General features: G+C 50.2%; 21 protein-coding genes. 14 read left to right on the top strand and 7 right to left on the bottom strand.

Annotated elements, in window-relative coordinates; genetic code table 11:
* Nucleotides 1–241 precede the first annotated feature (241 nt).
* Nucleotides 242–985 (top strand): TerC family protein, encoded by a 744-nt coding sequence (locus H6750_10545; GenBank protein ID MCB9774747.1) that lies wholly within the window; start codon nt 242–244, stop codon nt 983–985.
* 119 nt (nt 986–1,104) lie between these two features.
* Here H6750_10545 and H6750_10540 read toward each other — a convergent pair whose 3' ends face one another.
* Nucleotides 1,105–1,671, bottom strand: coding sequence for a MarR family transcriptional regulator (locus tag H6750_10540; GenBank protein ID MCB9774746.1), 567 nt, complete (start codon nt 1,669–1,671; stop codon nt 1,105–1,107).
* A gap of 109 nt (nt 1,672–1,780) precedes the next feature.
* Here H6750_10540 and H6750_10535 point away from each other — a divergent pair, with 109 nt between their 5' ends.
* The 5 genes from H6750_10535 to H6750_10515 all read left to right on the top strand — a co-directional run bounded on the left by H6750_10535 (nt 1,781) and on the right by H6750_10515 (nt 5,610).
* Entirely contained in the window at nt 1,781–2,023 is a 243-nt protein-coding gene (locus tag H6750_10535; protein ID MCB9774745.1) for a thioredoxin family protein, read from the top strand.
* Between the two features lie 87 nt (nt 2,024–2,110).
* Entirely contained in the window at nt 2,111–2,569 is a 459-nt protein-coding gene (locus H6750_10530; GenBank protein MCB9774744.1) for a group 1 truncated hemoglobin, read from the top strand.
* 241 nt (nt 2,570–2,810) lie between these two features.
* Nucleotides 2,811–3,614: an MOSC domain-containing protein gene (locus tag H6750_10525; protein ID MCB9774743.1), complete on the top strand. Its 804-nt coding sequence runs from the start codon at nt 2,811–2,813 to the stop codon at nt 3,612–3,614.
* Nucleotides 3,615–3,900: 286 nt separating this feature from the next.
* Nucleotides 3,901–4,479: a VTT domain-containing protein gene (locus H6750_10520; protein MCB9774742.1), complete on the top strand. Its 579-nt coding sequence runs from the start codon at nt 3,901–3,903 to the stop codon at nt 4,477–4,479.
* A 192-nt stretch (nt 4,480–4,671) separates the two neighbouring features.
* Entirely contained in the window at nt 4,672–5,610 is a 939-nt protein-coding gene (locus H6750_10515; GenBank protein ID MCB9774741.1) for an RluA family pseudouridine synthase, read from the top strand.
* A gap of 242 nt (nt 5,611–5,852) precedes the next feature.
* On the opposite strand, the gene H6750_10510 is transcribed toward H6750_10515, so the two are convergent.
* The 5 genes from H6750_10510 to H6750_10490 form a co-directional block, all read right to left on the bottom strand.
* Nucleotides 5,853–7,007: a phage tail sheath family protein gene (locus tag H6750_10510; protein ID MCB9774740.1), complete on the bottom strand. Its 1,155-nt coding sequence runs from the start codon at nt 7,005–7,007 to the stop codon at nt 5,853–5,855.
* Nucleotides 7,008–7,071: 64 nt separating this feature from the next.
* The gene (locus tag H6750_10505) at nt 7,072–8,244 is read right to left on the bottom strand and encodes a hypothetical protein (protein MCB9774739.1); all 1,173 of its coding nucleotides are present in this window, start codon (nt 8,242–8,244) and stop codon (nt 7,072–7,074) included.
* 99 nt (nt 8,245–8,343) lie between these two features.
* Nucleotides 8,344–8,655 (bottom strand): DUF2007 domain-containing protein, encoded by a 312-nt coding sequence (locus tag H6750_10500; GenBank protein ID MCB9774738.1) that lies wholly within the window; start codon nt 8,653–8,655, stop codon nt 8,344–8,346.
* A gap of 749 nt (nt 8,656–9,404) precedes the next feature.
* Nucleotides 9,405–10,763 carry a sigma-54-dependent Fis family transcriptional regulator gene (locus H6750_10495; protein MCB9774737.1) on the bottom strand — a complete coding sequence of 453 codons (1,359 nt, stop codon included), beginning with the start codon at nt 10,761–10,763 and terminating at the stop codon, nt 9,405–9,407.
* Nucleotides 10,760–12,157 carry a PAS domain-containing protein gene (locus H6750_10490; protein MCB9774736.1) on the bottom strand — a complete coding sequence of 466 codons (1,398 nt, stop codon included), beginning with the start codon at nt 12,155–12,157 and terminating at the stop codon, nt 10,760–10,762. The genes H6750_10495 and H6750_10490 overlap by 4 nt, the downstream gene beginning before the upstream one ends.
* Nucleotides 12,158–13,925: 1,768 nt before the next feature.
* On the opposite strand from H6750_10490, the gene hyfB reads away from it, so the two are divergent.
* The 8 genes from hyfB (at nt 13,926) to H6750_10450 (ending at nt 23,291) form a co-directional block, all read left to right on the top strand.
* Nucleotides 13,926–15,956 (top strand): hydrogenase 4 subunit B, encoded by a 2,031-nt coding sequence (hyfB, locus tag H6750_10485; protein ID MCB9774735.1) that lies wholly within the window; start codon nt 13,926–13,928, stop codon nt 15,954–15,956.
* 9 nt (nt 15,957–15,965) lie between these two features.
* Nucleotides 15,966–16,919 carry an NADH-quinone oxidoreductase subunit H gene (locus tag H6750_10480; protein MCB9774734.1) on the top strand — a complete coding sequence of 318 codons (954 nt, stop codon included), beginning with the start codon at nt 15,966–15,968 and terminating at the stop codon, nt 16,917–16,919.
* Nucleotide 16,920: 1 nt separating this feature from the next.
* Nucleotides 16,921–17,589 carry a hydrogenase gene (locus H6750_10475; GenBank protein ID MCB9774733.1) on the top strand — a complete coding sequence of 223 codons (669 nt, stop codon included), beginning with the start codon at nt 16,921–16,923 and terminating at the stop codon, nt 17,587–17,589.
* Between the two features lie 5 nt (nt 17,590–17,594).
* On the top strand, nt 17,595–19,079 hold the full coding sequence (locus H6750_10470) for a hydrogenase 4 subunit F (protein ID MCB9774732.1): 1,485 nt from the start codon (nt 17,595–17,597) through the stop codon (nt 19,077–19,079).
* A complete protein-coding gene (locus tag H6750_10465) occupies nt 19,080–20,624 on the top strand; it encodes a hydrogenase 4 subunit F (protein MCB9774731.1) in 1,545 nt (514 codons plus the stop codon).
* A 6-nt stretch (nt 20,625–20,630) separates the two neighbouring features.
* Nucleotides 20,631–22,229, top strand: coding sequence for an NADH-quinone oxidoreductase subunit C (locus H6750_10460; protein ID MCB9774730.1), 1,599 nt, complete (start codon nt 20,631–20,633; stop codon nt 22,227–22,229).
* Between the two features lie 148 nt (nt 22,230–22,377).
* Entirely contained in the window at nt 22,378–22,929 is a 552-nt protein-coding gene (gene nuoB / locus H6750_10455) for an NADH-quinone oxidoreductase subunit NuoB (protein MCB9774729.1), read from the top strand.
* A gap of 125 nt (nt 22,930–23,054) precedes the next feature.
* Nucleotides 23,055–23,291, top strand: coding sequence for a hypothetical protein (locus H6750_10450; GenBank protein MCB9774728.1), 237 nt, complete (start codon nt 23,055–23,057; stop codon nt 23,289–23,291).
* Nucleotides 23,292–23,550: 259 nt separating this feature from the next.
* Here the strand turns inward: H6750_10450 and H6750_10445 are convergent, their stop codons facing one another.
* Nucleotides 23,551–24,447 (bottom strand): hypothetical protein, encoded by an 897-nt coding sequence (locus H6750_10445; protein ID MCB9774727.1) that lies wholly within the window; start codon nt 24,445–24,447, stop codon nt 23,551–23,553.
* Between the last annotated feature and the right edge of the window lie 47 nt (nt 24,448–24,494).

Below are 24,494 nucleotides of genomic sequence, written 5' to 3'. Positions count from 1 at the left end.
CGGTCTCTTATGTCATCTATAGACAGTTTTCGGGAATAGCATTCTGAGGACAGCTCATCGCGGGAAGACAGGTCAGCACTGTTTCCTATTCACGAACCAAGAAACGATCAAGATCCACCCTAGAACAAGGCGCACATGTTCATGCCGGCGCATCCTGAACGGTGGCACATCGCTACGGAGGAATGTTGCTGCCGGTATGGCTCAACGCATTTGATGATCAAAGAAAGAAGAGGAGAATCTGATGTTTGAATGGCTGACAAGTCCTGAAGCATGGATTGCATTAGGCACGTTAACCGCATTAGAAATTGTCCTGGGGATCGATAACATTATCTTCATCTCCATCCTTGTCGGACGCCTTCCCGAGAGTCAGCGAGCGTTGGCCAGAAGAGCAGGGCTTGGCCTCGCCATGGTGGCACGCCTGGGATTGCTGTTTTCGATTTCGTGGGTCATGGGGTTAACCGAACCCTTGGTGACGGTGTTCACCCATGCGATTTCAGGGCGCGATATTATTCTGGTCGGCGGTGGATTGTTTCTCATGGCGAAAGCCACGCATGAAATTCATAACAGCCTGGAGGGTATAGAAGAAGAGAGCGGTCACGCGATTGTGGCTGCCAGTTTGGGAATGGTTCTCGTTCAGATTGCGGTTTTGGATATTGTGTTTTCACTGGATTCAGTCATTACGGCGGTCGGTCTGGTTGATCAGGTTTCTCTTATGGCGATCGCCATCATCCTGGCCGTGCTCGTGATGCTGATGGCCGCAAAAGCGATTGGAGATTTTGTCGATGAACATCCGACCATCAAAGTTCTTGCCCTCTCATTTCTCATTCTCGTGGGTGTGACCCTGATGGTGGAGGGGTTCGATGTGCATGTCCCGAAGGGCTATATTTATTTTGCGATGGCGTTTTCCGTCACGGTGGAAATGCTCAATATTCGCATGCGGAAAAAACGGGCCCCAGTCAAACTGTACAAGACGATTTCCGAATAGCCGGAAATTCGCGGACGCCACAGGACGTGTGTGAGGCCCTTCGCGGAAGAGGGGAGAGGAGATGATTTCGACCGCCCGTCTGTGTGGGGGAAGTCCCGGATGATGTGGTGCAAGATGCGCTAATGCGGATATTGGTGCTCGCGGCAGATCAATTGAATGTCTTGCACACTTAACGGTTCTCGTGTCAAACCGCAGACATACCCGTTCTTCTCATGATCTTCATTGAAACGACAGGTGTGGCAGGCACCAAAGGCCTTTCGTCCATTGATCTGCTGCATGCCTCGCAGGATTGAGCGCAACGCAGAAGTCAGTTCAGCGATTTTTATTGAATCCGTCCTCGCCAGTGCCGGTTCCAGGCTTCTCGTGAGAAGGGCTTTTTTTACGAGATTGCTCCCTTTGGTGGTCGGCGCAAGGCGTACGATCCGTTTGTCCTCATGATCCGCCTCCTTCCGCAGGAATCCCTTCTGCTCTAAAACCTTGAGCGATTGTGAGACGGTTCCCTTCGTGAGTCCCAGGTACTCCGCCACGGCTTGCGGCGTATTTGAATAGCGATTGCATTGCGTCAAATACGTCAGCGCTTCCATCTGCACGGGTTGTAAACCGTAACGCAGGCCAAACGCCCGTGCCTCCATCCGTTGCAGGTTGCACAATCGCTCTAAAACATCATTGGCTTCTTGGGCGCTCATAGGTTAATTGTATCGTCTCGATACAGATTTGACAAACGCGAATATCGCTGGTAGATTCCATTTAGTTTCGACTCAATACTAATTTCAATCTTTCAAAAGGAGACAGTGTATGAAGAAAGCCGTGTTTTATCATGCAGGGTGCCCGGTCTGTGTTTCTGCGGAAACCATGGTGACTCAAGCCATCGATCGTCAGCAATATGACCTGGAAATCGTCCATTTTGCACAGACACCCGATCGGGTGGTTGAGGCTGAAACGGCAGGGGTGAAGTCTGTTCCTGCCCTGGTGTTAGAGGGACAGGTATTTCACGTGAATTTTGGTGCATCCATGGACGATGTGAAAGCCAGCATTTAAAACGAAAGACTTTATTCCCGGGAGTGAGACGGGTTGCAGGATAGCCTGGACGCCGACTCCCGGTTATCAATGAAAGGAGAAAATCGTATGCGTGGATGGGTGAGGAATGTGTGTCTCGGGCTTGCCATAGGGTTGTCCATGAGTGGGGCGGCCTGTTCAACAGTTGAACCCCCGGCGGGAAAGAGGACGACATCATTGTACGACCGGTTAGGGGGAAAGCCGGCTATCACGGCGGTCATCGATGAATTTGTGGGCAATGTTGCTAACGATCCCCGTATTAATGGTCGCTTTGCCACTACCGATATTCCGAAACTGAAGGGACATCTGGTGGATCAAGTCTGTGGAGCGACTGGTGGGCCCTGCACCTATACCGGCAGGGACATGAAGACGACGCATGCGGGAATGCGCATTACCAATGCCGACTTTACGGCTATGGTTGAGGACCTGGTCAGGGCACTCGATACATTCAAGGTTCCAAAAAGGGAGCAGGATGAATTACTCGGGCTGCTCGGTTCCATGAAATCCGACATTGTCGAGATTCCATGATCCTACCTGGGATAATTATTTCTGTGCTAGTCTTGGGGGGATGGGCCTCATCCTCCCAAGCACCCTGATTCATTCTGAGAGCAAACCGGCGGGGGATTGCTTTAGAGTCAGCCATTCCTGAGAATGGCTGCGTGACCGTCCCGGGAGATCACTATTCAAAAAAGGAGAGTGGGAAGTGACAAGAGTTTTAGAATCCGAAAGGGGAGTCATTCAGTCCTTGTGGCGCTATCCAGTCAAGTCGATGAGAGGGGAGGCCTTGTCCCTTGTTCAGGTTACTGGTCACGGACTTGTCGGGGATCGTGCCTATGCTATCCTGGATCGTGCCGATGGCAAAGTGGCCACGGCCAAAAATCCAAAAAAATGGCCCAATATGTTTGCCTTTCAGGCCACGTACCTGGAGTCGTCTGGAGATAAAGAGTCTGGATCTCGCCTGCGCATCACGCTGCCTGACGGTACACGGGTGACCAGTGATCAACAGGACCTGTCCCAGGTTCTTTCCAAAGCTTTGAACCGCGAGGTTACATTGGCGCTCATTGAGGGTGGGAGGGTGACCGGCGTTCAATCAGCTATGCCTGAAACCTGGATTGCGCAGTCTGAGGAATACTGGCCCGACATGGATGGTCGCGAGAAACGGGACACCGTTACGGATTTCTCCCTTCCAACCGGGACGTTTTTCGATGCCGCGATGGTGCACCTACTGACCACGGGCACGCTTAATCGGCTTCGTGAGTCATATCCGGAAGGGCGTTTTGAGGTGCCGCGGTTTCGTCCGAACGTTGTTGTGGACACTGGATCCGATGAGCAAGGCTTTATCGAACAGGGTTGGATTGGTCAGACGCTAGGCATTGGGGAGAACGTGCGGTTGAAGATTACCGGCTCATGCGGTCGGTGTGTCATGACGACGTTAGCCCAAGGGGAACTTCCAAAGGATACCGGGATTTTACGCACGGCGGTCCAACACAATCTTGGCAATGTTGGGGTTTATGCTTCAGTCATACAGGGCGGCGCAATGCGAATCGGGGATGGTGTACGATTGGAGAAATGAATGATGTGTAAAGTTCTGTCTGCCCATGTTCGGTATGAAAGAACATCAATGCCGTTGGATTCGTGTTGGGTGCATCAGGAGATGGAAATTTGGGGGTTGACTCTGTCATGGTTGACGAAGTCAGAGTTTATTGAGGGCGACCGCAAAGGTTCTCGAGTTGCCATGTCAACGGATTCTCATGAATCTCCGCTGTTGGAATTGATCTTTTTCCCCTCTCATTTAACCCGCTTGGGGGTGTCCGGGGTTTTTGAGTTTTTCAGCATGCATCCGTAAGATGCGTGTGAAAATGACGTTTTCTCTTATCACCGATCCTAAGAAAAAGCTTCTTTTCATCATTGCGTTCTTTCTCCTGCTGTATGTGACGGTTGCACTGACCGGTCTGCGATCCCACCTGTCGCCGGATGTTATTCAGTCATTATTTTTTGCGTATCCGGTTTGGGGTCTTGTCCTGTTTTGTCTGGCCTTTAGCTTCGGCAATCTCTTGTATGTGCCTGGATGGATCTTTTTAGTCGGGGCCGTCTTTGCGTTGGGTAAAGAATGGGGTGGGGTTGCGACCCTGATGGCCGCGATGTGTTCTTCGACGATCAGTTTTCTCCTGATTCGTGCGGTGGGTGGAACGGCGCTTCGCAGCTTCAATCATCGGTGGGCCGACACGATTTTCGCCCATCTGGATGACCGTCCAATCCTGTCGGTGGCATTCTTGCGCCTGCTGTTTCAGACCTTGCCTGCTCTAAATTATGCTCTGGCCCTTGCGGACATTCGCTTTCGCGATTATCTGGTTGGAACGGCTTTAGGATTGCCCCTTCCTATTTTTCTGTATTGTTATTTTTTTGAACTGATTTTCCAGCATCTTCTGAATAGGTAAGCGGGCATCGACATGTGTGAATGTGGGGAAAGAGGGGAAGCGGTTACACAAAGGCTTGTCATGGGCTTGCTCACTGGTAACGAATGATTTCCCAAGATTCAAATTCCTCTCCTTTGTAAGGAGAGGATAGGTGAGGTCGAGTCCGTGGGCTATCAGCCAATAACCACCGGGTCAGACATTGAAGACACAAACATGATTACTGAATTTATCGTGACGGAGGGTGAAACCCGCAAACGCCTTGATCAATTTTTGGTCAATCGTGAGCGGGACATATCCCGTTCACGGTTACAACGCTTGATTGAGTTGGGACGGATCCGTGTCAATGACAGGATGGTCAAGCCGAGTCATACCATTAAGCCAGGCGATCATATAACGATGGATGTTCCCCAGCCGGGGCCGCTCCTGGTTGACGGGAAGACTTTGCCATTGGAAATTCTCCACGAGGATGAAGCCCTCCTCGTGTTGAACAAGCCTGCGGGTGTGGTGGTGCATCCCGCGGCAGGGAACTGGGAGGGCACCGTGCTCAATGCGCTGTTGGCCCATATTCCCAACCATGCCGGTGCAGAAATATTCAATGGGAAAAGGGCGCTACCACGGTTGGTTCACCGACTGGATAAGGACACCTCCGGAGTGATGGTGGTCGCTAAAACCGATCATGCCCATCGTACTCTGGCGACACAGTTTGAAAAACACTCGATCATACGGATCTATGAGGCGTTTGTCTGGAGCATACCTCGCCATGAACAGGGAGTGATTGAGTTGCCCATCGGTCGGGATCGCAGAGAGTCGAAAAAGGTTTCATCCAACACCGCACAGTCACAACGAGCGGTCACCGAGTATCGGGTGGATCAAAATTTTGGTGACATGGCCTCACAGGTCGTGTTGTTTCCACGCACAGGGCGGACACATCAGCTTCGGGTTCATCTGGCGTCCTTAGGGTGCCCGATTTTGGGGGATGAGACGTATGGCGGTCAGAACGTATGCCGGATTACGGAGATCGACATACCACGGGTGATGCTCCATGCACGCGCACTAGGATTCCAACATCCCGTATCCGGGATGTTTCGGGAATATTCCGTAGGCTTTCCGTTGGACATGCAAAAGATCCGTCAGGCGTTGCTCAACAAATAATTGTGAATGGCCATGTCTTTGTTTTTCTCCTGAATATTTCATTAATCCCTGCCAAGGTTTTTCTCATCTGACCGTTACAATCCAAAGAGATCCCCTGAAGAGAGTTGCACCTGACTTGAGCTGCCATGCGATTCGTTTGAGATTGCCGTATAAATCCTGTGTGGGGATGGACATGCATTTCCTATTCACCGGAGTTTAAAAAAAAAACCAGGGGTTTTCGCAATTACAATGAAAAATGGGGATCACGCCTGGTGGACAGATTTGGCTTTCTGTTGGATGGTAAGAATAATGAATTCACCGGGTTTGAGCGGAGCGAACCCTATCATGATGTTGACGTTCCCGGCATTCTGGTCAGCGGATGAAATGGTATCCGGTCCGCATTTGACAAAATAGGCCTCCTGGGCTTTTTGCCCTTGAAAGGCTCCCTTCCGGAATAGTGATTGGAGAAACACATCAATCGCCTGGCGAATATGAGCCCACAGGGGCTCTTCATTCGGTTCATCTATCACCCACCCTAATCCCTGTTGTATGCTTGATTCCAGAAACAATGCCAGACGCCGGACGGAAAGATACTGCCATTCTCTGTTGGATGACAGGGTTCGTGCACCCCACGCGACAACCTGTGACGGAGAGGTTGGCCGGATTGGATTCATACCTAATTGAGTGAGTTGTCCCATTTCAGGTTGCGTCAGCGTCTGCTCGATACCCAGAACGCCATGAAGGATGGCTGCCGTTCCTGCCGGGGCTTTCCATACTCCTTGTTGTTGATCGGTCCTGGCCCATACCCCAGCCATGGCTCCGCTGGCAGGGATGTGCAAAGGTGCCTTCTTAAGGGACGGAGGGACTTGGACACGCGGAACGTACATGGCCACATTCGGATGGTGAATGCCTGATTGCTCATTAAACCAAGTTGTCAGAGTCCTGACCGTTTGTCGTGAGGCATCGCATTGAGGGACATCCAGGACATACATCGCACGGTGTTTGGCAACAAGAGCAATGGCTGCTTGCATGACTTTATTCGCATGGGGATCCGGGAGCTGTTCGGTTTGAGGAATGAACAAAATATTGAAACCCCCTATGCGGTCGAGAAGAGAAAGGCCTTGGAGAAATGGAGCCACGCCTTTGATCTGTCCCGTTCCGATCCGTACCACCAAAATGGCTTTTCCTTCATTGTCAAAAAATTGTTTGATGCAATGGGAGGAAAGGGCCTCTGTTTCCAGTTTTCCGTATTCTTTCTCAAATGCTACCCATGTCCGGATCTGTTGTGGAGACGTCATCGACCCCTTGGAAAATGAACCGATGATGGCCGCGGTTGAGGTGGAAGCCGAATCGATCACTGGAGGGACGAACGATGGTTTGTGGATAGATGCGCCAGGAGTCGAGTGACTTTTTTTCATAAGAAATTGTGTTATCTCCTTCTGTGAAGCTTAGTCTCAGGAGGAACAGCCTATAATACGGCCTTCATGGGCTTGCTGGGGTTTCTGCCCAGGTCTCACCTCGGAAATTCTGATTTTCTAGAAAAAAAGCTGCGACCGTCAGACATTCGAGGCCGAACGGGAAATAGCCGGCATAACCGAGGATTGGCATTTTCCCCATCTGGAGTGCGTGGACGTAGGGAATCGAATATTCCCAATGGAGCAGGCTGTAGGCATTCCACATCTCCCAAAATCCTCCACAGACCAGGGCTGCCAGAGCGGAAAAAACCACGGGGCTCCAGTTTCCTTTGGCTAATGGTGACAGAAGGGTTGGAACTCTCCGAATTATTTGTATGCCTAACATGATCAGAAGGGGGCTCACCCAGAGAAGAGCATAGAGCAGCGTGGGCCAAATCCCAATCATCAGAAGCCCGAAACAACCAAGGCTGAACATGAGCCATCCGGTTCGTGGCGAATCGACAATGGAGATGGCATACCAATTCTCAAACGGTGCCTTCATCTGCACAAATGAAAAGAGGTATGCATAAGTACTCAGGACGGCCGGCAGAACGGTTGAAAATGCGATGGTCATCCAAGAAAATATGAGAAACGGATGAGCTTCCGTTATCCCGACGTAATACCAGTTCCGCACGAACTGATTGAGGTATTCAAATATCCACCAAAAGACGGCGCTGAGGAGAAAGAGTTTAAAGAGCAATTTGGGCTGATTCATGAGAAGGCATTGGCCGGTTCGTGAAAAACATAAGGCATTGATGACGATAATATAGCCGAACCAAAGGAGCGGGAAGGTATGTGGTTGCCATTCTTGAAACCAGGAAATGCGCGTCCAGGCTAATATCCAGGCGAAAGCCGTCCAACCGACTCCCATCCATCCCCACCAGGGAAACTCTTTGGCCGAAACGGACTTGTATTTGCTGTGCCACCGGGGTCTCCCGTATCGCCAAAGAAACGGGGCAACTGTTCCGGAGATAAGCAGGGCCAGGAGTCCAAATACCGGCCAGGAAAGAGAGGCCTCTCCGGGCTGTAGGGGAATGGGAAATAAAATCAAGTCGTGGGGAAGAGCTTGGCCAGATAAGACCATACCCAGAGGAGGCAATCCAAGAAGCAAAAAAATAAGAATGCTGCCATTGATTACCTTTGTGGAAGACATGGGAGTGTAAAAAACAGATATCTGTGTGTAGAGATTGGAGGCACGCATGAAGTCTTGGTTCAGCTTAAACCAGACCGGCTTCCTAAGCCAACGGTAAAGAATCCGGGTCAAGATGGAATAGTCTTGGTGAGACCAGGCTGAATTCTTTTACCGTCTTTCCAGCCCGCACTTCCAGCATGTGGTGAATTCTTTTTGATGCAATTCCCCGCATCCGGAGCAGGTCCATTTCGTTGTTTCGAGAGGTTTAGCATACTCCCAGTCTTTAAGTAAGGTCCGGGCGCGATCAAAATCCTCGTCATTCAGCACCCACAATTCCGGGAAGACTTCAACAAATGGCACTTCCCCTCCCAACATCGCTGAGCGTTGATTCTTGATCGTGGCCGGTATCCGGGCCTGATCCAAGAGCTCTTTTCGGGATTCCACGTCGATGAGGCTTTGCGAAACGTACAGTTTTTTCATGGTTTACCTATACACCTAGACGATGATGGATGTGAGGCAATATTCAAGTTAGGAGATCGCAGTGGCCATACATTCATGTTGGCCTCATTCAGAAGTTCACAAAAGCTCTCCCTCTCATATCAATGGGACTATTAGTAACATACCATGTCCCTGTGAGGTCTCGAAGTCTGTCCGGCGGAATCTTTTCTTGAGCAGGGATTCCCAAGCAAGCCGGGATTTTCATTCCTGCTTGAGGTTGCCTGAGGTTGATTATGGCTGAAGTTGAAGGGAAGGCTGGAGGGGATCGTCAGATTTATACTCTGACCATCAATCATCCCCGTTTGTCCCGTGGGACGACGGGGAGCCTTCATCGAGGTTCAGCCCTCACATCGGATGCATCGTGTCATGACGAAAGCCGAGGACTGCCTTTATCCCAGTTAGATTCCTTTACTGTAGGTGTGAACGACGACGATGTCAAAATTAACTCCGGCCCTTGTGCGGTGGGGATTACCTTTGCCTCGGTGTGCTATCTCAGGTTAAAACGTCCTCTGAAATTACGGAAGGGAAAATGGTTTTCTGCTGGTTTGAGAGGTACAAACCAAATGGGCCCAATAAGTCAGGAGGTTTGTTGAGCCATAGGGAATTGAGTGCTCGAGAGAATTCAAACAGAAGGTCGTCTATAGGGCATGGGTGTCAATATTTCTTTATAGGCAAGACGCAGCAGATCGGTTTCTACCCTTGTTTTGGATCGTTTTATGGATTTAGAGGTTTTACAACTCAATCCCATATTCTTTGATTTTATATTGGAGCGATCTCACGCTAATCCCAAGGAGTTTCGCAGCCTGTTCACGATGAGGAGTGACTTCCACGAGGGTTCGGCGGATGACTTCCCGTTCAATGTCTTCGAGAGGGGTTCCGAGGGAGATCACCATCCTGCTTCCTGGATTGACACTCGTTCGAATTTCATCTGGAAGATGATCAGGCTGAATAGCGTGCTCCTTCACCGTCACGACCAAGCGTTCAATGACATTCCGGAGTTGACGAATATTACCCGGCCAGTGGTATTGAACGAGAAATCTCAGGGAAGGTAGAGAAAGGGTTTTGAGTGGAATCCGGTGCTTCTGGGCAAATTCCTTGAGAAAATAGTCGAGCAAAACAGGGATATCCTCACGACGCTCTCTCAAGGGGGGCAGATGAATCGGCACCACATTTATGCGATAGAAAAGATCTTCACGAAACAGTCCGGTTTCGACCAACTGAGGCAAATTGCGGTTGGTGGCGGCAATAATCCGGGTATTGACGGTGATCAGGGTTTTCCCTCCAAGCCGTCGAAATTCACCGGTTTCTAAGACCCGGAGAAAATCGACTTGGGCTTTTAAGGGAAGTTCGCCCAACTCGTCAAGAAAGAGGGTTCCCTCATCTGCCATCTCAAATCGACCGGGTTTGGTCCCAACCGCCCCAGAAAATGCCCCTTTTTCATAACCAAATAATTCGCTTTCGAAAAGAGACTCTGGAAGGGCACCACAATTCATCGTGATAAACGGGCCATTGGACCGCTGGCTTTGTTGATGAATGGCACGTGCCACCAATTCTTTGCCTGTTCCGCTTTCCCCACCGATTAAAATCGTGACGTCATTTTTGGCAACCATTCCAATAACATGGTGTATTCGACGCATCGCTTCGCTTTCGCCGATCATTTCTTCGATGCGATTTCGTGTCTCAAGTTGGTGACGCAAATTCTGATTTTCGGCTGCAAGCCTGTGGCGATCCAAAGCCCTTTCGACCACAATGGAGAATCGTTCACGGTCAATGGGCTTGGTGAGAAAATCGTAAGCTCCCAACCGCATGGCTTCCACAGCAGTCTCAATAGAACCATAGGCCGTAATGACGATGATTTCCGTGGCAGGCCAAAGGGATTTTATTCGGGGAACGAGGGCCATGCCCCCGATACGGGGCATTCTTACATCCGTGATGAGAAGGTCACTGGGCGCCTCTTTCATCAAGGCCAGCGCGGATTCGGCCGAGTCGGCGCCCTGGGCAAGGTACCCTGCTTTTTCCAATATCGTGACTAACGCATTACGAATATTGATTTCGTCATCGACAACCAGAATGTGAGTTTCTTGTTTCACACATCCTCCACGGCTATGGCCTGGGCATTCACACACACGGGTAAACTCATTGTGACCGAGGTGCCATCGCCGGGAAGTGCGGTCACGTCAATGCGGCCCCCATGATTTTGTAATATTCGATGTGCGACGGCGAGGCCAAGGCCGGTCCCGGTTTCTTTTGTCGTGTAAAAAGGGTCGAAGATGTGGACAAGCGATTGTGGATCAATCCCTTGTCCGGTATCGTGAACGGCAATCTCCACCCAGCGCCGCTCTTGTCGTTCGCGTTCCTGGACGATAATTCGGCAGACTCCGCCTGCGGTCATGGCCTGAAAGGCATTGATTACGATATTTATTAGAGCCTGTGCGATCTGCGTTTCGTCACCCTGGACATTCGGAAGGTTCGTCGGGACCGAAACCTGAAGCTGTTGGTTCCTGTCCTCGGCCTCATGTTGTAATAACTGTGTGACATGTGACACGAGGGACTGAATGTTGACTTCCTGAAATTGAGAAGGGCGTGATTGTGCATATCGGATAATATTATCCAAAATAGCCGATAGCCGCCGTAATTCGGCGTTCAGTACTGTAAAATAGTCATTGGCCCGACTGGACAAGTCGGTTGTCTCGCGGAGTTCTTCTTCAAGTAAATGAAGATTGAGATCCAGGGCGCTGAGAGGATTGCGAAGTTCATGCGCAACTCCGGCTGACAACGTATGCAGCGCAGTCAGTCGTTGGGCTTCGTTTACCTGTTTTTCGAGCGCTAGCCACTCGGTGACATCGTGCAGTTGAAAAATCATTCCTGCCGGTTTGCCATTATCATCCGTCAAATCTACACTGCTAATATGGATTGTCCGGACCTCCCCATTTTGGGAATCGAAGGTAATCTCCTTGGAATGCATGGATCCGCCATGGTGCACCATTTGGGCAAGGAGTAAATGAATGGGATGCCCTTCCCCAAACACCACCCCGTAATGCTTGCCCAATAGAGAAATCGCAGGGCGCTCAAGAATGGCTTCAGCGGTTGGATTGGCTGCGGTTATTACTCCATCTTCACTGACTGTCAATACACCAGTCGGGATGCTTTCCAATATGTGCCGGGCTAGCCCTTTGACCTCTTCCAGGTTTTGTTTGGCGTTGGCGTAATGGAGATAGGTGACGACAGCGGAAATACCAACCCCACCGACGATGAAGAGTAGAAGTGTGATGGCGATCAAATCACGCCGGGATTGTCCGACTGCGGCATTTAATTCCGAAGATACGGTCCTGCCTTCCGTGAGGCCAACCACCACCATACTTTGATGCTCTAGACTGAAGATCAAGAGCACTCCAACCACTACGCCCACAATAATAAGAATGGGTACGATTTGACGAATGAGCAGATTGTGAAAAAGTGGTGTTTCAGGGCGAGGACGAAACATTTCTGGCTCTAGTTTGTATGAAATATTCTCGGAAACTATCGTAAATACTGACTATTTCTCTCCTATTACCATAGGCGAAGAAAGGGGGATGGTGCAATGTCCATTCGTTTTAACAACTTTTCATCAAAAGACGGCGTTCCAACTCTATCGGTGGAAATGTTCTGTTATTCGGAAATTTTCGGCTATGCCGGGGAACCTTTTGTGCACACCTCTCTTCTTAAAATGATGTCAGTGCGGCCATGATGCCTTCCATGTCAACCCATCCATTCTGTCTATTCCGTATACGATTGGCAGAAATGTCCTCATTACAGCTTTTTCCATTGAGAGGATACTGAGATGAGGGAATTTTACGATTAGGTGTCAAGAGAATCATGACCACAGCTCTATGGGGCACATTGGAAATACACCGATGATGTTTCATCCCTAACCCATACAAGCCTTGTGCAAGGGTAGGGGGATTCAGCATAGATCGATGCGTTGTCCGGACATTGCATCTCAAGAAATTTTTGTTCTTAATTGAAAATTCAAGGCCATGCCTGGAAACCCATATGAAGCATTTCCATATCTAGAATGCCAGCGTTGGGGCGACAGGGTGGTAAGAATGGTTGGCCCGGCCTTATTAAGAAATTCTGCATGAACGTGATCAGGTGTCGGAGGCGGTTGAAGTCCAATCCCTTTACCTGCTTTTCCATGCGTCGTTTGGTTGTGCTCATGACCCCTTTTGGAAAGATATGATGAGAGCAATGGACGTGCCAAGTGGCATATGAGGGATCGATCATCGCTTATTGAAGAATGAAGAAGAGCTGAGTTTTCCCTCGTGTTTTATGGATTGAATGGTTTTTAGTTGTCTATCAATAAAGGTATTCACGCAAAATTTGCATGGGGAAGTCCGCCTTGCGAGCCATAAATTCAGAAAAGGCTTTAATCCATAGAGAATTTTGATAAATAGGCATAAACATACATGTGCAAAATTTGCATCATCACTTAGGAAATTCTTCAGGAAAATAGAGTCTACATGGATCAAGGGTTCACTTGTTTTCCTTGGGTATATGGAATGTGCATCACGTCCGTCCTGGCTATTTTGATAGAAATCCAATGAGCGGGAAGTGGTCGATTCATACTGAATAAAGCCTTCTTGGAATGAGGGAGCAATCTGAAAGCCAAATGCAACCCTATTGGTCTGTTGATCAGGCTAAAAATGGGGCGCAGGTCAGCTAAATGAATCATCTGGACCTAAGACCTGCAAGGTTTGCAGACGTGATACTGAAATGCTTTGTTTCCTTGTAATTCCTTAACCGGCTTCGAGCTATCTTTAGGGCTTTTTGCTGGTGTTACGCGGAACATTGGAGCAAGAACAGAATGAATTTTCAAGGTATAGCTTTTGCACAGAAATGGATCTGTGCATGAAAGCCACAACACCATAAGAGAATTTGAGGGTACGGGTAAACAGATACGTCTCAGAATGGCGATCTTCCCCTCAGGCGATCAGTATTTTGCTTCTTTCATCGCCTGGCCATTTTCCCAATCCCCAATAATTTTACGCACGGGTCACACATTCAAGGAAACCAGAACTCCTTTGCCCCCACCAAGCCTGCTCACGAGGAAATCCGGTGTTTTCTCCTCTAATCATGTGTCTCTTTATGCGATGCCCATGAAACGTTCTTATGACCAGCATTTGATATTCCTGTTCTCTCAATCAGGTGAGGCCAATTGCCTTGACACCTCCTCTTGCCCGTTTGGCAAATGAAAGTGACACCGTAAGCAAGGCATGACGATATTCCTGTTCTTGGCTCTGTTGTTGGCCTATGCGTGTGGGATGCTTCTCCCGCTGTGTTTCCCACATCGACCCCATATTCAGAATGTGATGGCGCATGGATCAGCTGCTGTGGCTGGCGGCCTGGGAATAGCCCTTGGTCTGATTGGGCTCTTGGCCCCTGAACCGCTGGTTTGGTTCCTGCCGTCTTCTATTCCTCTTCTGACGTTTTCTCTCCGGCTCGATTCCCTGAGTGCTTTTTTTGTCTTGACGATTTCCCTTGTGGGATTGGCGGTATCCGTATTTGCCAGTGGCTACGTCCGGGAATTTTACGGACGAATTCCTGTCAGTCTTCTCGGCTTCCTCTATAACGGGTTTCTCCTGTCCATGTTGTTGGTTGTCACGGCGGATAATGCTTTCTTCTTTTTAATCGTTTGGGAATTGATGTCCCTCCTCTCATATTTTCTCGTGGTATCGGAGCATGAAAAACCGGACGTCCGTTTTGCGGGATTATTTTATTTAATTATGACCCATGTGGGCACGGCATTTATTCTGGTGACGTTTCTCATGTTTTATCAGGAGACGGGTTCGTTTGCCTTTGAGGCATTTCGAAGCGCCGACCAATCTCTGCCGGAAGGGTTGCGGATTCTGGTCTTTTGGACAGCCCTCATCGGTTTTGGAACCAAAGCGGGCATTGTGCCACTTCATGTCTGGTTGCCCTATGCCCATCCGGCCGCACCGTCTCATGTCTCCGCCTTGATGTCGGGTGTCATGATTAAAACGGCAATTTATGGCCTCCTTCGAGTGTATTTTGATTTTCTTGGAGGGCCGTTTCCCTGGTGGTGGGGATTTGTGGTCTTGTTGGTCGGCACGGTGTCGGCGCTTCTCGGGGTGATGTATGCGTTGATGGAACATGACCTGAAGAGTCTTCTCGCCTTCCACAGCGTTGAAAACATCGGCATTATTTTAATGGGAATTGGAACAGGCATGGTGTTCTATGCCTATGATATGCCCCATCTGGCGGCGTTGGGAATTATCGCAGGGCTCTACCACACTCTCAATCACGCGGTGTTTAAAGCCTTACTCTTTATGGGCGCGGGTTCACTCCTGTATGCCACCCACACCCGGAACATGGAAGAGTATGGAGGACTCCTTCGACGGATGCCCTGGACCGGCCTGTCTTTCTTAATCGGGGCCGTTTCCATTTCGGCCCTCCCACCGACGAATGGATTTGTCAGTGAATGGCTGGTGTTTCAGGGGCTCTTTTTAAGTTTGGAAATCCCCTCTCTATTTTTGAAATTGATGCTTCCCATCGCTGCGGCTCTGCTTGCGCTTACTGGGGCGTTGGCTCTGGCCTGTTTTGTCAAGGCGTTTGGTATTTCATTTCTGGCTCTTCCGCGAACATCCCACGCACGAAAAGCGCTAGAGGTTCCTGTCCCTATGCGCGTCGGGATGGGACTCCTAGCCGGCCTTTGTCTGGTTTTAGGATTGGGGCCTGCAGTCGTGGTGCCCCTCCTTGATCGGGTGAGTGAACCTTTTGTGGGGATATCAATTGCCGGGAGAGTGTTTGAAATGGGTGGATGGACACTCGCACCGGTAAGCGGAGAGTTTTCAAGTCTCTCCACTCCGGTCCTGGCGATTGTCTTGGCCGGTCTCACCGCGTTGGGGTGGGGAGTTGCCTATGTTCTGGGGGGGAAGGGGAAAACGCGATTCTATAAAACATGGGGGTGTGGGTTAAATGTGACCGCACGAATGGAATACACCGCGACCGGTTTCGTCCAGCCCATTAAGCGGGTGTTTAGCACCATTTATCAACCGACGGTCAAGCTTGAAACGGAATTTCTTGAAGAATCGCATTATTTCGCCAAGCGGAGACATTTCGAATTTTCCATTGAACCCATTTTTCTCAAGTATTTGTATCATCCGATCCTGGGATTTTTTTCAACCCTGGCCGATCGTTCTCGTGTGATCCAAGGCGGAAATTTGTCCTTGTACCTGGCCTACATTTTTGTGACGTTGGTGTTTTTATTGATGGTAATGGGGTAGAGCGTACTCATGAGCGCAATCGATTTCCTGCTGATTATTCTGCAAATGTTTCTGGTTCTAGGGCTTTCCCCCTTGATTGTGGGAGTCATTCGAAGAGTGAAAGCCCACCTGCAATGTCGGCATGGGGCAAACGTGTTCCAGCCATATGCGGATCTTGCCAAACTTTTTCGCAAAGAGCCGGTTATCTCTACGACAGCCTCGTGGATCTTCCCAGCCACGCCGTACATTCTGTTTTCCTCAACGTTGGCTGCCAGTCTGCTTGTCCCCACCATTATTGCGCCCATGCCGCTCAATTTTGCGGGAAATATTATTGCCCTGGTCTATCTCCTGGCCTTAGGGACCTTTTTCCTGATGCTGGCGGGCCTGGATGCCGGATCCGCCTTTGGTGGAATGGGCAGCAGTCGCGAAGCGATTGTCGCCTCGCTGACCGAACCGGCCTTGATTTTGTCCTTGTTTGCCGTGGCTCTCACGGCGGGCTCGGCCAATATCAGCGCCATCGTGTATAAGACCGCGATCTTGCAGGGTATTGTGCTGGATCCTCCGCCTCACTTAATGGCCTTGGTGGCACTGTTTATCATTACGCTGGCCGAAACCGGTCGTGTGCCCGTGGATAATCCGGCGACGCATTTGGAATTGACCATGATTCATGAAGCGATGATTTTGGAATACTCGGGGCGATATCTGGCCCTAGTTGAGTGGGCAGCCGGAATGAAACTCATGATTTTTTTGACCTTGCTGGCCAACATTTTTGCACCTTGGGGCATTGCCACGACCTTGTCCCCGTCAGCTCTGGGATTGGGGTTGTTGGTCTTTGTGGGGAAAGTAGTGGGGTTGGCCGTCGTGGTTGGGGTGTTTGAATGTATGTTTGCCAAATTGCGGTTGTTTCGCGTGACGGAATTACTTGGGGCAGCCTTTATTCTGTCATTATTAGCTCTGGTGTTTTTTTATATCCTGCGGGTGTGACATGCCAACTCTCCCGATCAATATCGGTTCATATCTGGTCAATCTATGCTCGGCCCTCCTGTTGCTGACGTGTTTTGCCATCGTCGCACAACGACGCCTGATGGCCTGCGTGGACTTGTTCGCCTTGCAGTCAGTGTTTTTGGCCGTGACGGCCACGTTGGTGGCGTATTTGACCGGCATTCACCATATTTACCTGGCGGCAGTACTCACTATCGCAATTAAAGCCATTATCCTGCCACGAATTTTAAAGAAGATCGTGAGGCAGTTAAATGTTCAGCGCGAGGTCAGTATGTACGTGAACATTCCAACCGGTTTGTTGATCTGTGGAGGATTGGTGATTCTTGCATTTTTTATTACTCAACCGATTGTTCATCTCGGATTCCTACTGACTCAAGATTCCCTGGCGATTGCCCTGGCCATCGTGCTTATCGGATTTTTTATCATGGTTTCCAGGTTAAAAGCCGTGACGCAAGTGATCGGGTTTCTCGTGATTGAAAACGGGCTATTTCTCGCGGCCACTGCTGCAGCCTATGGGATGCCGTTGATCGTGGAATTGGGAATCTTTTTCGATGTGCTGGTCGCCGGCTTGATCGTCGGTATTTATACCCATCAAATTCAGGAGGCCTTCGGCAGTGTGGATACCAGTCGAATGAAGGCCCTCAAAGAGTAAGCCTCATGATTTGGCCGATTATCCTTCTCATTACGACCCCGTTCTTGATTGGTGTCATCGGGCTTGTCGTACGAAATCGGCAGACGTTGGATGTCCTGCATTGCGTGCAAGCCGGCATCATGGTGGTTTCGTCAATGTTGTTGGTCGATGAGGTGTCCGTGAGCGGACCGGTTTCTTTTTTCTACTTCCTTCATGCCGATGCCATGAGCGCATGGTTTGATTTGGTGATCGGGATCGTGGCAGGGACGGGAACCTTATATGCCGTAGGGTATGTGGGGGAGCAGTATGACCGTGGGCATGTATCCCTCAAACGATTTCGTCAATTTTTTATGTTATTCGATCTGTATCTGGGGGTCATGCTGCTGGCCATCAATGTTGAAAATCTTGGGATAATGTGGATTGCCATTGAAGGAGCGACCTTGTCGGCCGCCTTGCTGATCGGATTTGAGCGGAGCAAGGGAGCCCTTGAGGCGGGATGGAAATTTGTGATTCTGAGTTCAGTCGGTATTGCTTTGGCTCTTTTTGGGACGATCCTCGTGTATTACTCCTCGGAGCAACTGCTTGGGATTACCGAAGAAGCGCTGCACTGGGCGAAATTGTACGAGGTCGGGGACCAACTCGATCCTTCCGTGATGAAAATTGCCTTTATTTTTGTGTTGGTTGGGTACGGGACCAAGGCGGGTCTCGTCCCGATGCATACCTGGTTACCCGATGCGCATGGAGAAGCCCCCACTCCGGTGAGTGCGATGCTTTCCGCCAATATGTTGACCATGGCGATCTATGCGATTCTCCGGTTTAAGATCCTGACCGATCAATCGGTGGGGACAGAGTTCACGGGAACCTTGCTCCTGGGGTTTGGATTTTTCTCTGTCGCGCTCTCCTCGATTGTCCTGTTACTTCAAGAGGATTTTAAACGACTGTTAGCCTTTTCGAGTATCGAGCATATTGGTATCGCCTTAATTGGATTTGGTCTTGGCGGCTTGGGAGTATTTGGAGGATTGTGGCATCTGCTCAATCATGCTTTGGCTAAATCCGCTGCGTTCTATGGCGCCGGCCTTGTACTGATTACCCATGAACATAAGTTTATCGCTCGTGTCCCCGGCCTGTTACGTGAGCATCCAGCTGCGGGAGTGGCATTGTTCGTCGCAGGTCTTGTTCTTGCCGGCATGCCTCCCTTCGGCCTGTTCGTGAGTGAAATCACGATCGCTGCGAACGCCATGGCCACGGCCCCTGCGATTGCGTATGGATTTCTCGGTGTATTGACTGTGGCCTTTGCGACGTTGTTGTTTCAAATTCTGCGAATGGTCCTAGGCGTGCCTATGGAGACGCATACCTCCACCGTGGGGCCACGATGCCGGGCCTTTTCGACCGCCGCGATGGCGGTAAATCTGGGCGCACTGATTTTCTTGGGCCTTTATATCCCCGATGGTCTTCATAATCTCATCGGGGGGATACTGCCATTTTTTCATGCCGAAGGAGAGTATTTCTAAATGCCGAATCAGAATCATGTCTCGTTAATGATCCTGGCTGCACCGGTTGTTGCCGCAACGCTCAGTCTTTTCATCAAAAATATTCATATGCTTCACGGCTTGAACGTCATGACTATGGTCATCCTGGTGGTGGCCGATCTGGTTCTCTGGGCAACCGTGGCTCGTGTGGAATCCTTTACGGCACTTGGAAATGTGGTGTTTATTGACAGCCTCTCGATTTTCATTCTCTCAATCGTCGTGGGTATTGGTTTTTCCTGTTCGATTTATCTGTGGTCGTATTTTGATGATGAGGCTATTCAACAGTTAGTTCAGCCTCAGCGCCTCTGGACTTTTTTCCCTCTGTATCACGTATTTTTGTTTGCCATGATTGTCGCAACCCTGGCAAACAGTCTCGGTGTGCAATGGGTTGCCGTAGAGGCGACGACGCTTGCGACCGTGTTCCTCATTACCTTTTTTAAAAGTCGGGAAAGCTTGGAGGCCGGATGGAAATATCTCATCCTCTGCTCTGTCGGCATTGCCCTCGCTTTATTCGGAACGGTCCTGACGTATTATTCGTCTATTCGTGTGCTTGGAGAAGAAAACGCTGCGTTGAACCTGACCAGCCTATTGCCGGTGGCTGCTCAAATGGATGGACACGTGCTGAAGCTGGCGTTCATCTTTATTCTGGTCGGGTACGGCACGAAGATTGGTCTTGTCCCGATGCATACCTGGTTGCCTGAGGCCTATAGCGAAGCGCCGGCCCCGGTCACCGCCATGCTGGCCGGAGTGCTTGAAACCGTTGCGGTGTATGCCGTCCTCCGGAGTAAATCCATCGTAGATCAGGCCGTCTTTCCGGGGTTTACAGGGAACCTCTTGATCTGTATCGGATTGATCTCGTTTGGGACGGCAGCGCTATTTATCCTGATTCAACGTGACTACAAGCGCCTTTTTGCGTACTCCAGCATCGAGCATATGGGCCTGGCCATGTTGGGGTTTGGTATTGGCGGACCATTAGGAACCTTCGGGGGGCTTTGGCATCTCCTCAATCATGCCTTGGCCAAATCGCTTGGATTTTTTGCCGTCGGCAATATTTTTCGCCGATATCGAACCCGCCAGATTCATGAGGTCCAGGGCATGGTCAAAGCCCAACCCATTACCGCGATCGCATTTCTTGTCGGGGGCCTGGCTCTGGTGGGAATGCCCCCGTTTTCACTCTTAAATAGTGAACTGTTAATGATCACTTCGCTGGCTCAAATGACCTTTCAATTTGATTCGTTTCATCTGGGACGGTTCCTGACCATTACGGTATCACATGAAATTCGAAGCCTTGGAATCATCATGATAATCGTCCTGCTATCGGTGGTGTTATTTGGAGGATTTATCTACCGGCTGACCGGCATGGTATGGGGCACGCCACCTGCAGGAATCAGGCAAGGAGAAGCCTGGCACATCGGGCAACTCCCGCTTGCCTTATCGGTCTTCGCGTTGGTGTGGATGGGGTTTTATCTTCCCACCCAGGTTGAAATTCTCTTACAACGGGCCACCGACGTGGTGATAGGAAGGTAGCCAAACATGGAACCGGTTTTGAATTCAGTTGAACACTTGCAAAGCATATTTGGTCCGGCGATTCAACGTGTCTTTGCCAACCACGGGATTCCTGTCGTCCGCGTGCACACCAATCAGATTTCGTCGATTACCAGATATATTCATGCCAACGAGGAACTCCGAGGGACCCTTTCTTTACTATGGGCTGTCGATCACCGTCCTCGTGACGTGCGCTACGAACTCTGGTACCTGTTTACGCTCGGTGAATCCAAGGACTGGATTATTGTCTCTACGGATCTCTCCGGGGAAGAACGGTTCTTTGAGTCCATCACACCCAAAGTTCATGCGGCCAACTGGTATGAGCGCGAAATCCGGGATATGTTTGGTCTGATCGCACAAGGGCATCCGGACCTTCGGCGCTTAGTCCGGCACAATCATTGGCCCAAGGGTATTCACCCGCTACAAAAAAATTTCCCATGGAATTCGGTCTTGCAATGGCGCCAGCCTCCCGGATCGGTCGATGGTCATTTTATTCATGGGGAAGGCGTATTCGAGGTGCCGGTGGGTCCCATTCATGCGGGTATCATTGAACCCGGGCACTTCCGGTTTACTGTGGCCGGAGAACCCATCATGCACCTCGATCTCCAACATTTTTGGAAACATCGTGGCGTGGAAAAGTTGTTTGAACAACAGACGCTATCCGGTGGAGTGGCATTGGCGGAGCGAATATCAGGGGACACTACCCTTGGCCATAGCCTCGCCTATTGCCAGGCCGTAGAAATGTTATGGGAGATTCACGTCCCTCGTCGGGCCAGGTATCTCAGAAGCATATTCCTGGAATTAGAGCGCCTCCACAATCACATTGGTGATGTTGGAGGTATTTGCAATGACACGGCCTATGGGCTCGCGCATGCTCACTGCAGTCGGTTGAAAGAACGGGTGATGCAATTGAATGATCGGCTGACAGGCTCGAGATTCCTTCGAGGGGTGAATTGCGTGGGAGGGGTAGGCATCGACCTCTCGACGCATCAGTTTTCCGAGCTGGTCACCGAACTGGAACACATTGAAAGAGATTTTTCCGAACTGGAACAGATTATCGCCGTTAATGCCTCATTGATCGATCGGTTTGAGAGCACGGGGATTCTCAAGAAGCAGACCGCCTGGGACCATGGGGTCGTCGGCGTGGTTGGTCGGGCTTCGGGCATCGATCGGGATCTCCGAAGAGATCGGCCTTTTGCAGCCTATGATGAGCTTTCGGTGCGTGTGGCCGGTTCTTCACATGGGGATGTGCGAGCCAGGGTTCAGGTCCGGGTGAGTGAGATTCATGAATCAATCCGAATCATTCGCGAAATTCACCATATGCTCCCTGATGGTCCGCTGAAGGGCGAACGTCAGGCGGTTCCTGACTCCGGAGCGTGGGCACTCTCTGCGGTTGAAGCTTGGCGTGGTGAAATTTTGTACTTCCTAATGATTGGCGAGCATGAACGAATTCATCGCTGTAAGGTCCGTGATCCCTCCTTCGTCAATTGGCCGGCCATTCAAATGGCGGTCATCGGGAATATTATTCCCGATTTTCCTCTCATCAATAAAAGTTTCAGTCTTTCTTATGCGGGGAATGACTTGTAAGACAGGACAAGAGGAGCAATGCGAAGGATCGGGTGAGGGGTGGTAAACAGCTAACACAACCAGCATGATGACAGGGAAGAGCGACAGGAAGCCCTATTTCTCACTTCACGTCTCAGGGGGTTATGACGGGTAACAATGAGGAGAAACTATGTTTAAGATTCTCAAAAAAAGTTTCAAAACAGGAATAGTGATCGGGCAATACCCCCCTGCTCCTGCCGGGCAGAAAATTTCTGTTGCGCCAACAGCCCAAAAGAAGGCCGAACTGTTTGGAAAGTCGCTAACCATTCGTGAAGTGGATACCGGTTCGTGTAATGCCTGTGAGATGGAAATGAATGCCTTAGCCAATCCTGTCTATGACATCGAACGCCTTGGAATTCATATTGCCGCGTCGCCTCGTCACGCGGATGCCTTGGTAGTAACTGGTCCGGTCACGGTGAACATGGAAGGTCCACTGAAGGACGTATTCAAAACCACGCCCAATCCAAAATTAGTCATTGCCTTAGGTGATTGTGCCATCAATTGTGGAATCTTCAAAGGAAGCTATGGGGTGACCGGTCCGGTCGACCAACATATTCCGGTTGATGTGCGCATCCCCGGATGTCCTCCCCGCCCGGTCGAAATTATTGAGGCCTTGACGCTGCTTCGGAGGGGCGTCACGACCTTTACCAGGCGTTTTAGAAAACTCTCGGGGAACCCGTAAAGGTGTTGTGATAAACACAGCCAGCCGAGTCAGGAGAATTTTTTAAGGACAAAAAATATTTGTTAACGGGGCTGTAATAGCCCCCTGCCGGATTTATACGTATCTATAACTTTTGGAAGACTATCATGGTTCAAGTCTTCCTCTTACTACTCTTTTTGATTCTCGGTGTCGGTCCGTCCTGGGCCTATGAAGAAGTCCAGGTCCTCCATGAGGGTGCGAATTCAGGAAAGGGGTTCATTGAAGTGGGGAAGCCGAGAGCAATAACCTTTACTTTGGTCACCATTCCTGATCCCATATTGTGGGAAAATTTCCACGGAAACCGCTTGGGGTGTGGTGGTTGGGTGAGAGAATCCGGGGAATGACCCGTATTCGGATTCTCTCCTGATCCTCATGGCGAGAGGGAGTGTTACATCTTTGGTGAATGGAGGATACAGGGTGAACGGGGACTGTTGAAGAATTCGGTACTCTATTGGGCTCTCATGAGACGGCCTTTGCATTTGGCAGTTGGTCCGGATCGTTGATTCACGGGTTGAATGATGGCACTCATTCGCTCTAGTGGATATGGGATATGAGGTAGATCAATAAGCGGGTTTTCCTTTATTGCTATGTGGCGAGGGCACCTCATGAGGACTCTGAGTAGAAAAATAATTGCACGCCGATGGTGATGACGAGGAGAGCCCAGAGGATTTTAAATGCAAATTTGACGCGGGAAGTCATCTGTAACGCGGCATGGGATCGTGGTATGAACTCGCCGGCAAACCAGGCTAGGCCACCCGCCAAGGCCAATGTGCCCATGATGTTATGGTGAGTCTGAATGTCGTGGCCACCTGGATGGAGGCCATGCATGTGGCGAAACAACATAAGGCCACCGACCAGTGCAAAACCCGGCAAAAGTGATCGCCAGAACATGTGAGAAAATTTTCCTGTCCGAAGGAACCCTTCCACTAGGCCGACAGCCAAGGCCAGGATGCCGAATATTTTGTGTTGCAGCATTTCAGGGTCTTTCCCGGATAAGGTTTCGGCTAATGTCCATGAGCCAATGGGCCATGCCAAATGATCGCTCCAGATCAGCAGGAAAATTCCTGATCCAATGAGTGAGCCCGGCAACAGCCAACGAATCCACATGAATGTCTGCCAGCCCATGGCTGATTGCCATTCACTGACTCCCACCAGAATGACACCGATTCCAGCGAGAGCATGGTTGAATTCGCTATAGGCAATCCCTTCCGGTGAGCCTTCCCATTGTCCGGCCTGCGGAGCAGCGTCCTGAAAATGGGTCGTGTGATTGTGGTGAGTTTTTTCCTCCGAAATACTGTGTGGTTCGGCCCAGGCGGAAGGTTCCCCAAGGTGCAGATTAGGATTTATTGGTTCCCATAGGCCCTGAATAACCAGTAATCCGACAAAAACACGATAGAGCCAGGTAAACAGGATAGTAGGAGGCATGATGCTCACGTTTTCCTCATTGATGATTTTTCTTTGGTCATAGGGTTTGCCCATTTCGCTCAACAGGATTGTCATGTCGTTTATTCAAAGTATGGACGGTTACCGTCTGCTGGAGTGCGATC

Source organism: Nitrospiraceae bacterium (assembly GCA_020632595.1).
GTDB lineage: Bacteria > Nitrospirota > Nitrospiria > Nitrospirales > UBA8639 > Nitrospira_E.
Note: the sequence above shows the minus strand (reverse complement) of the source record. Positions and strands in the feature narration are given on the sequence as shown.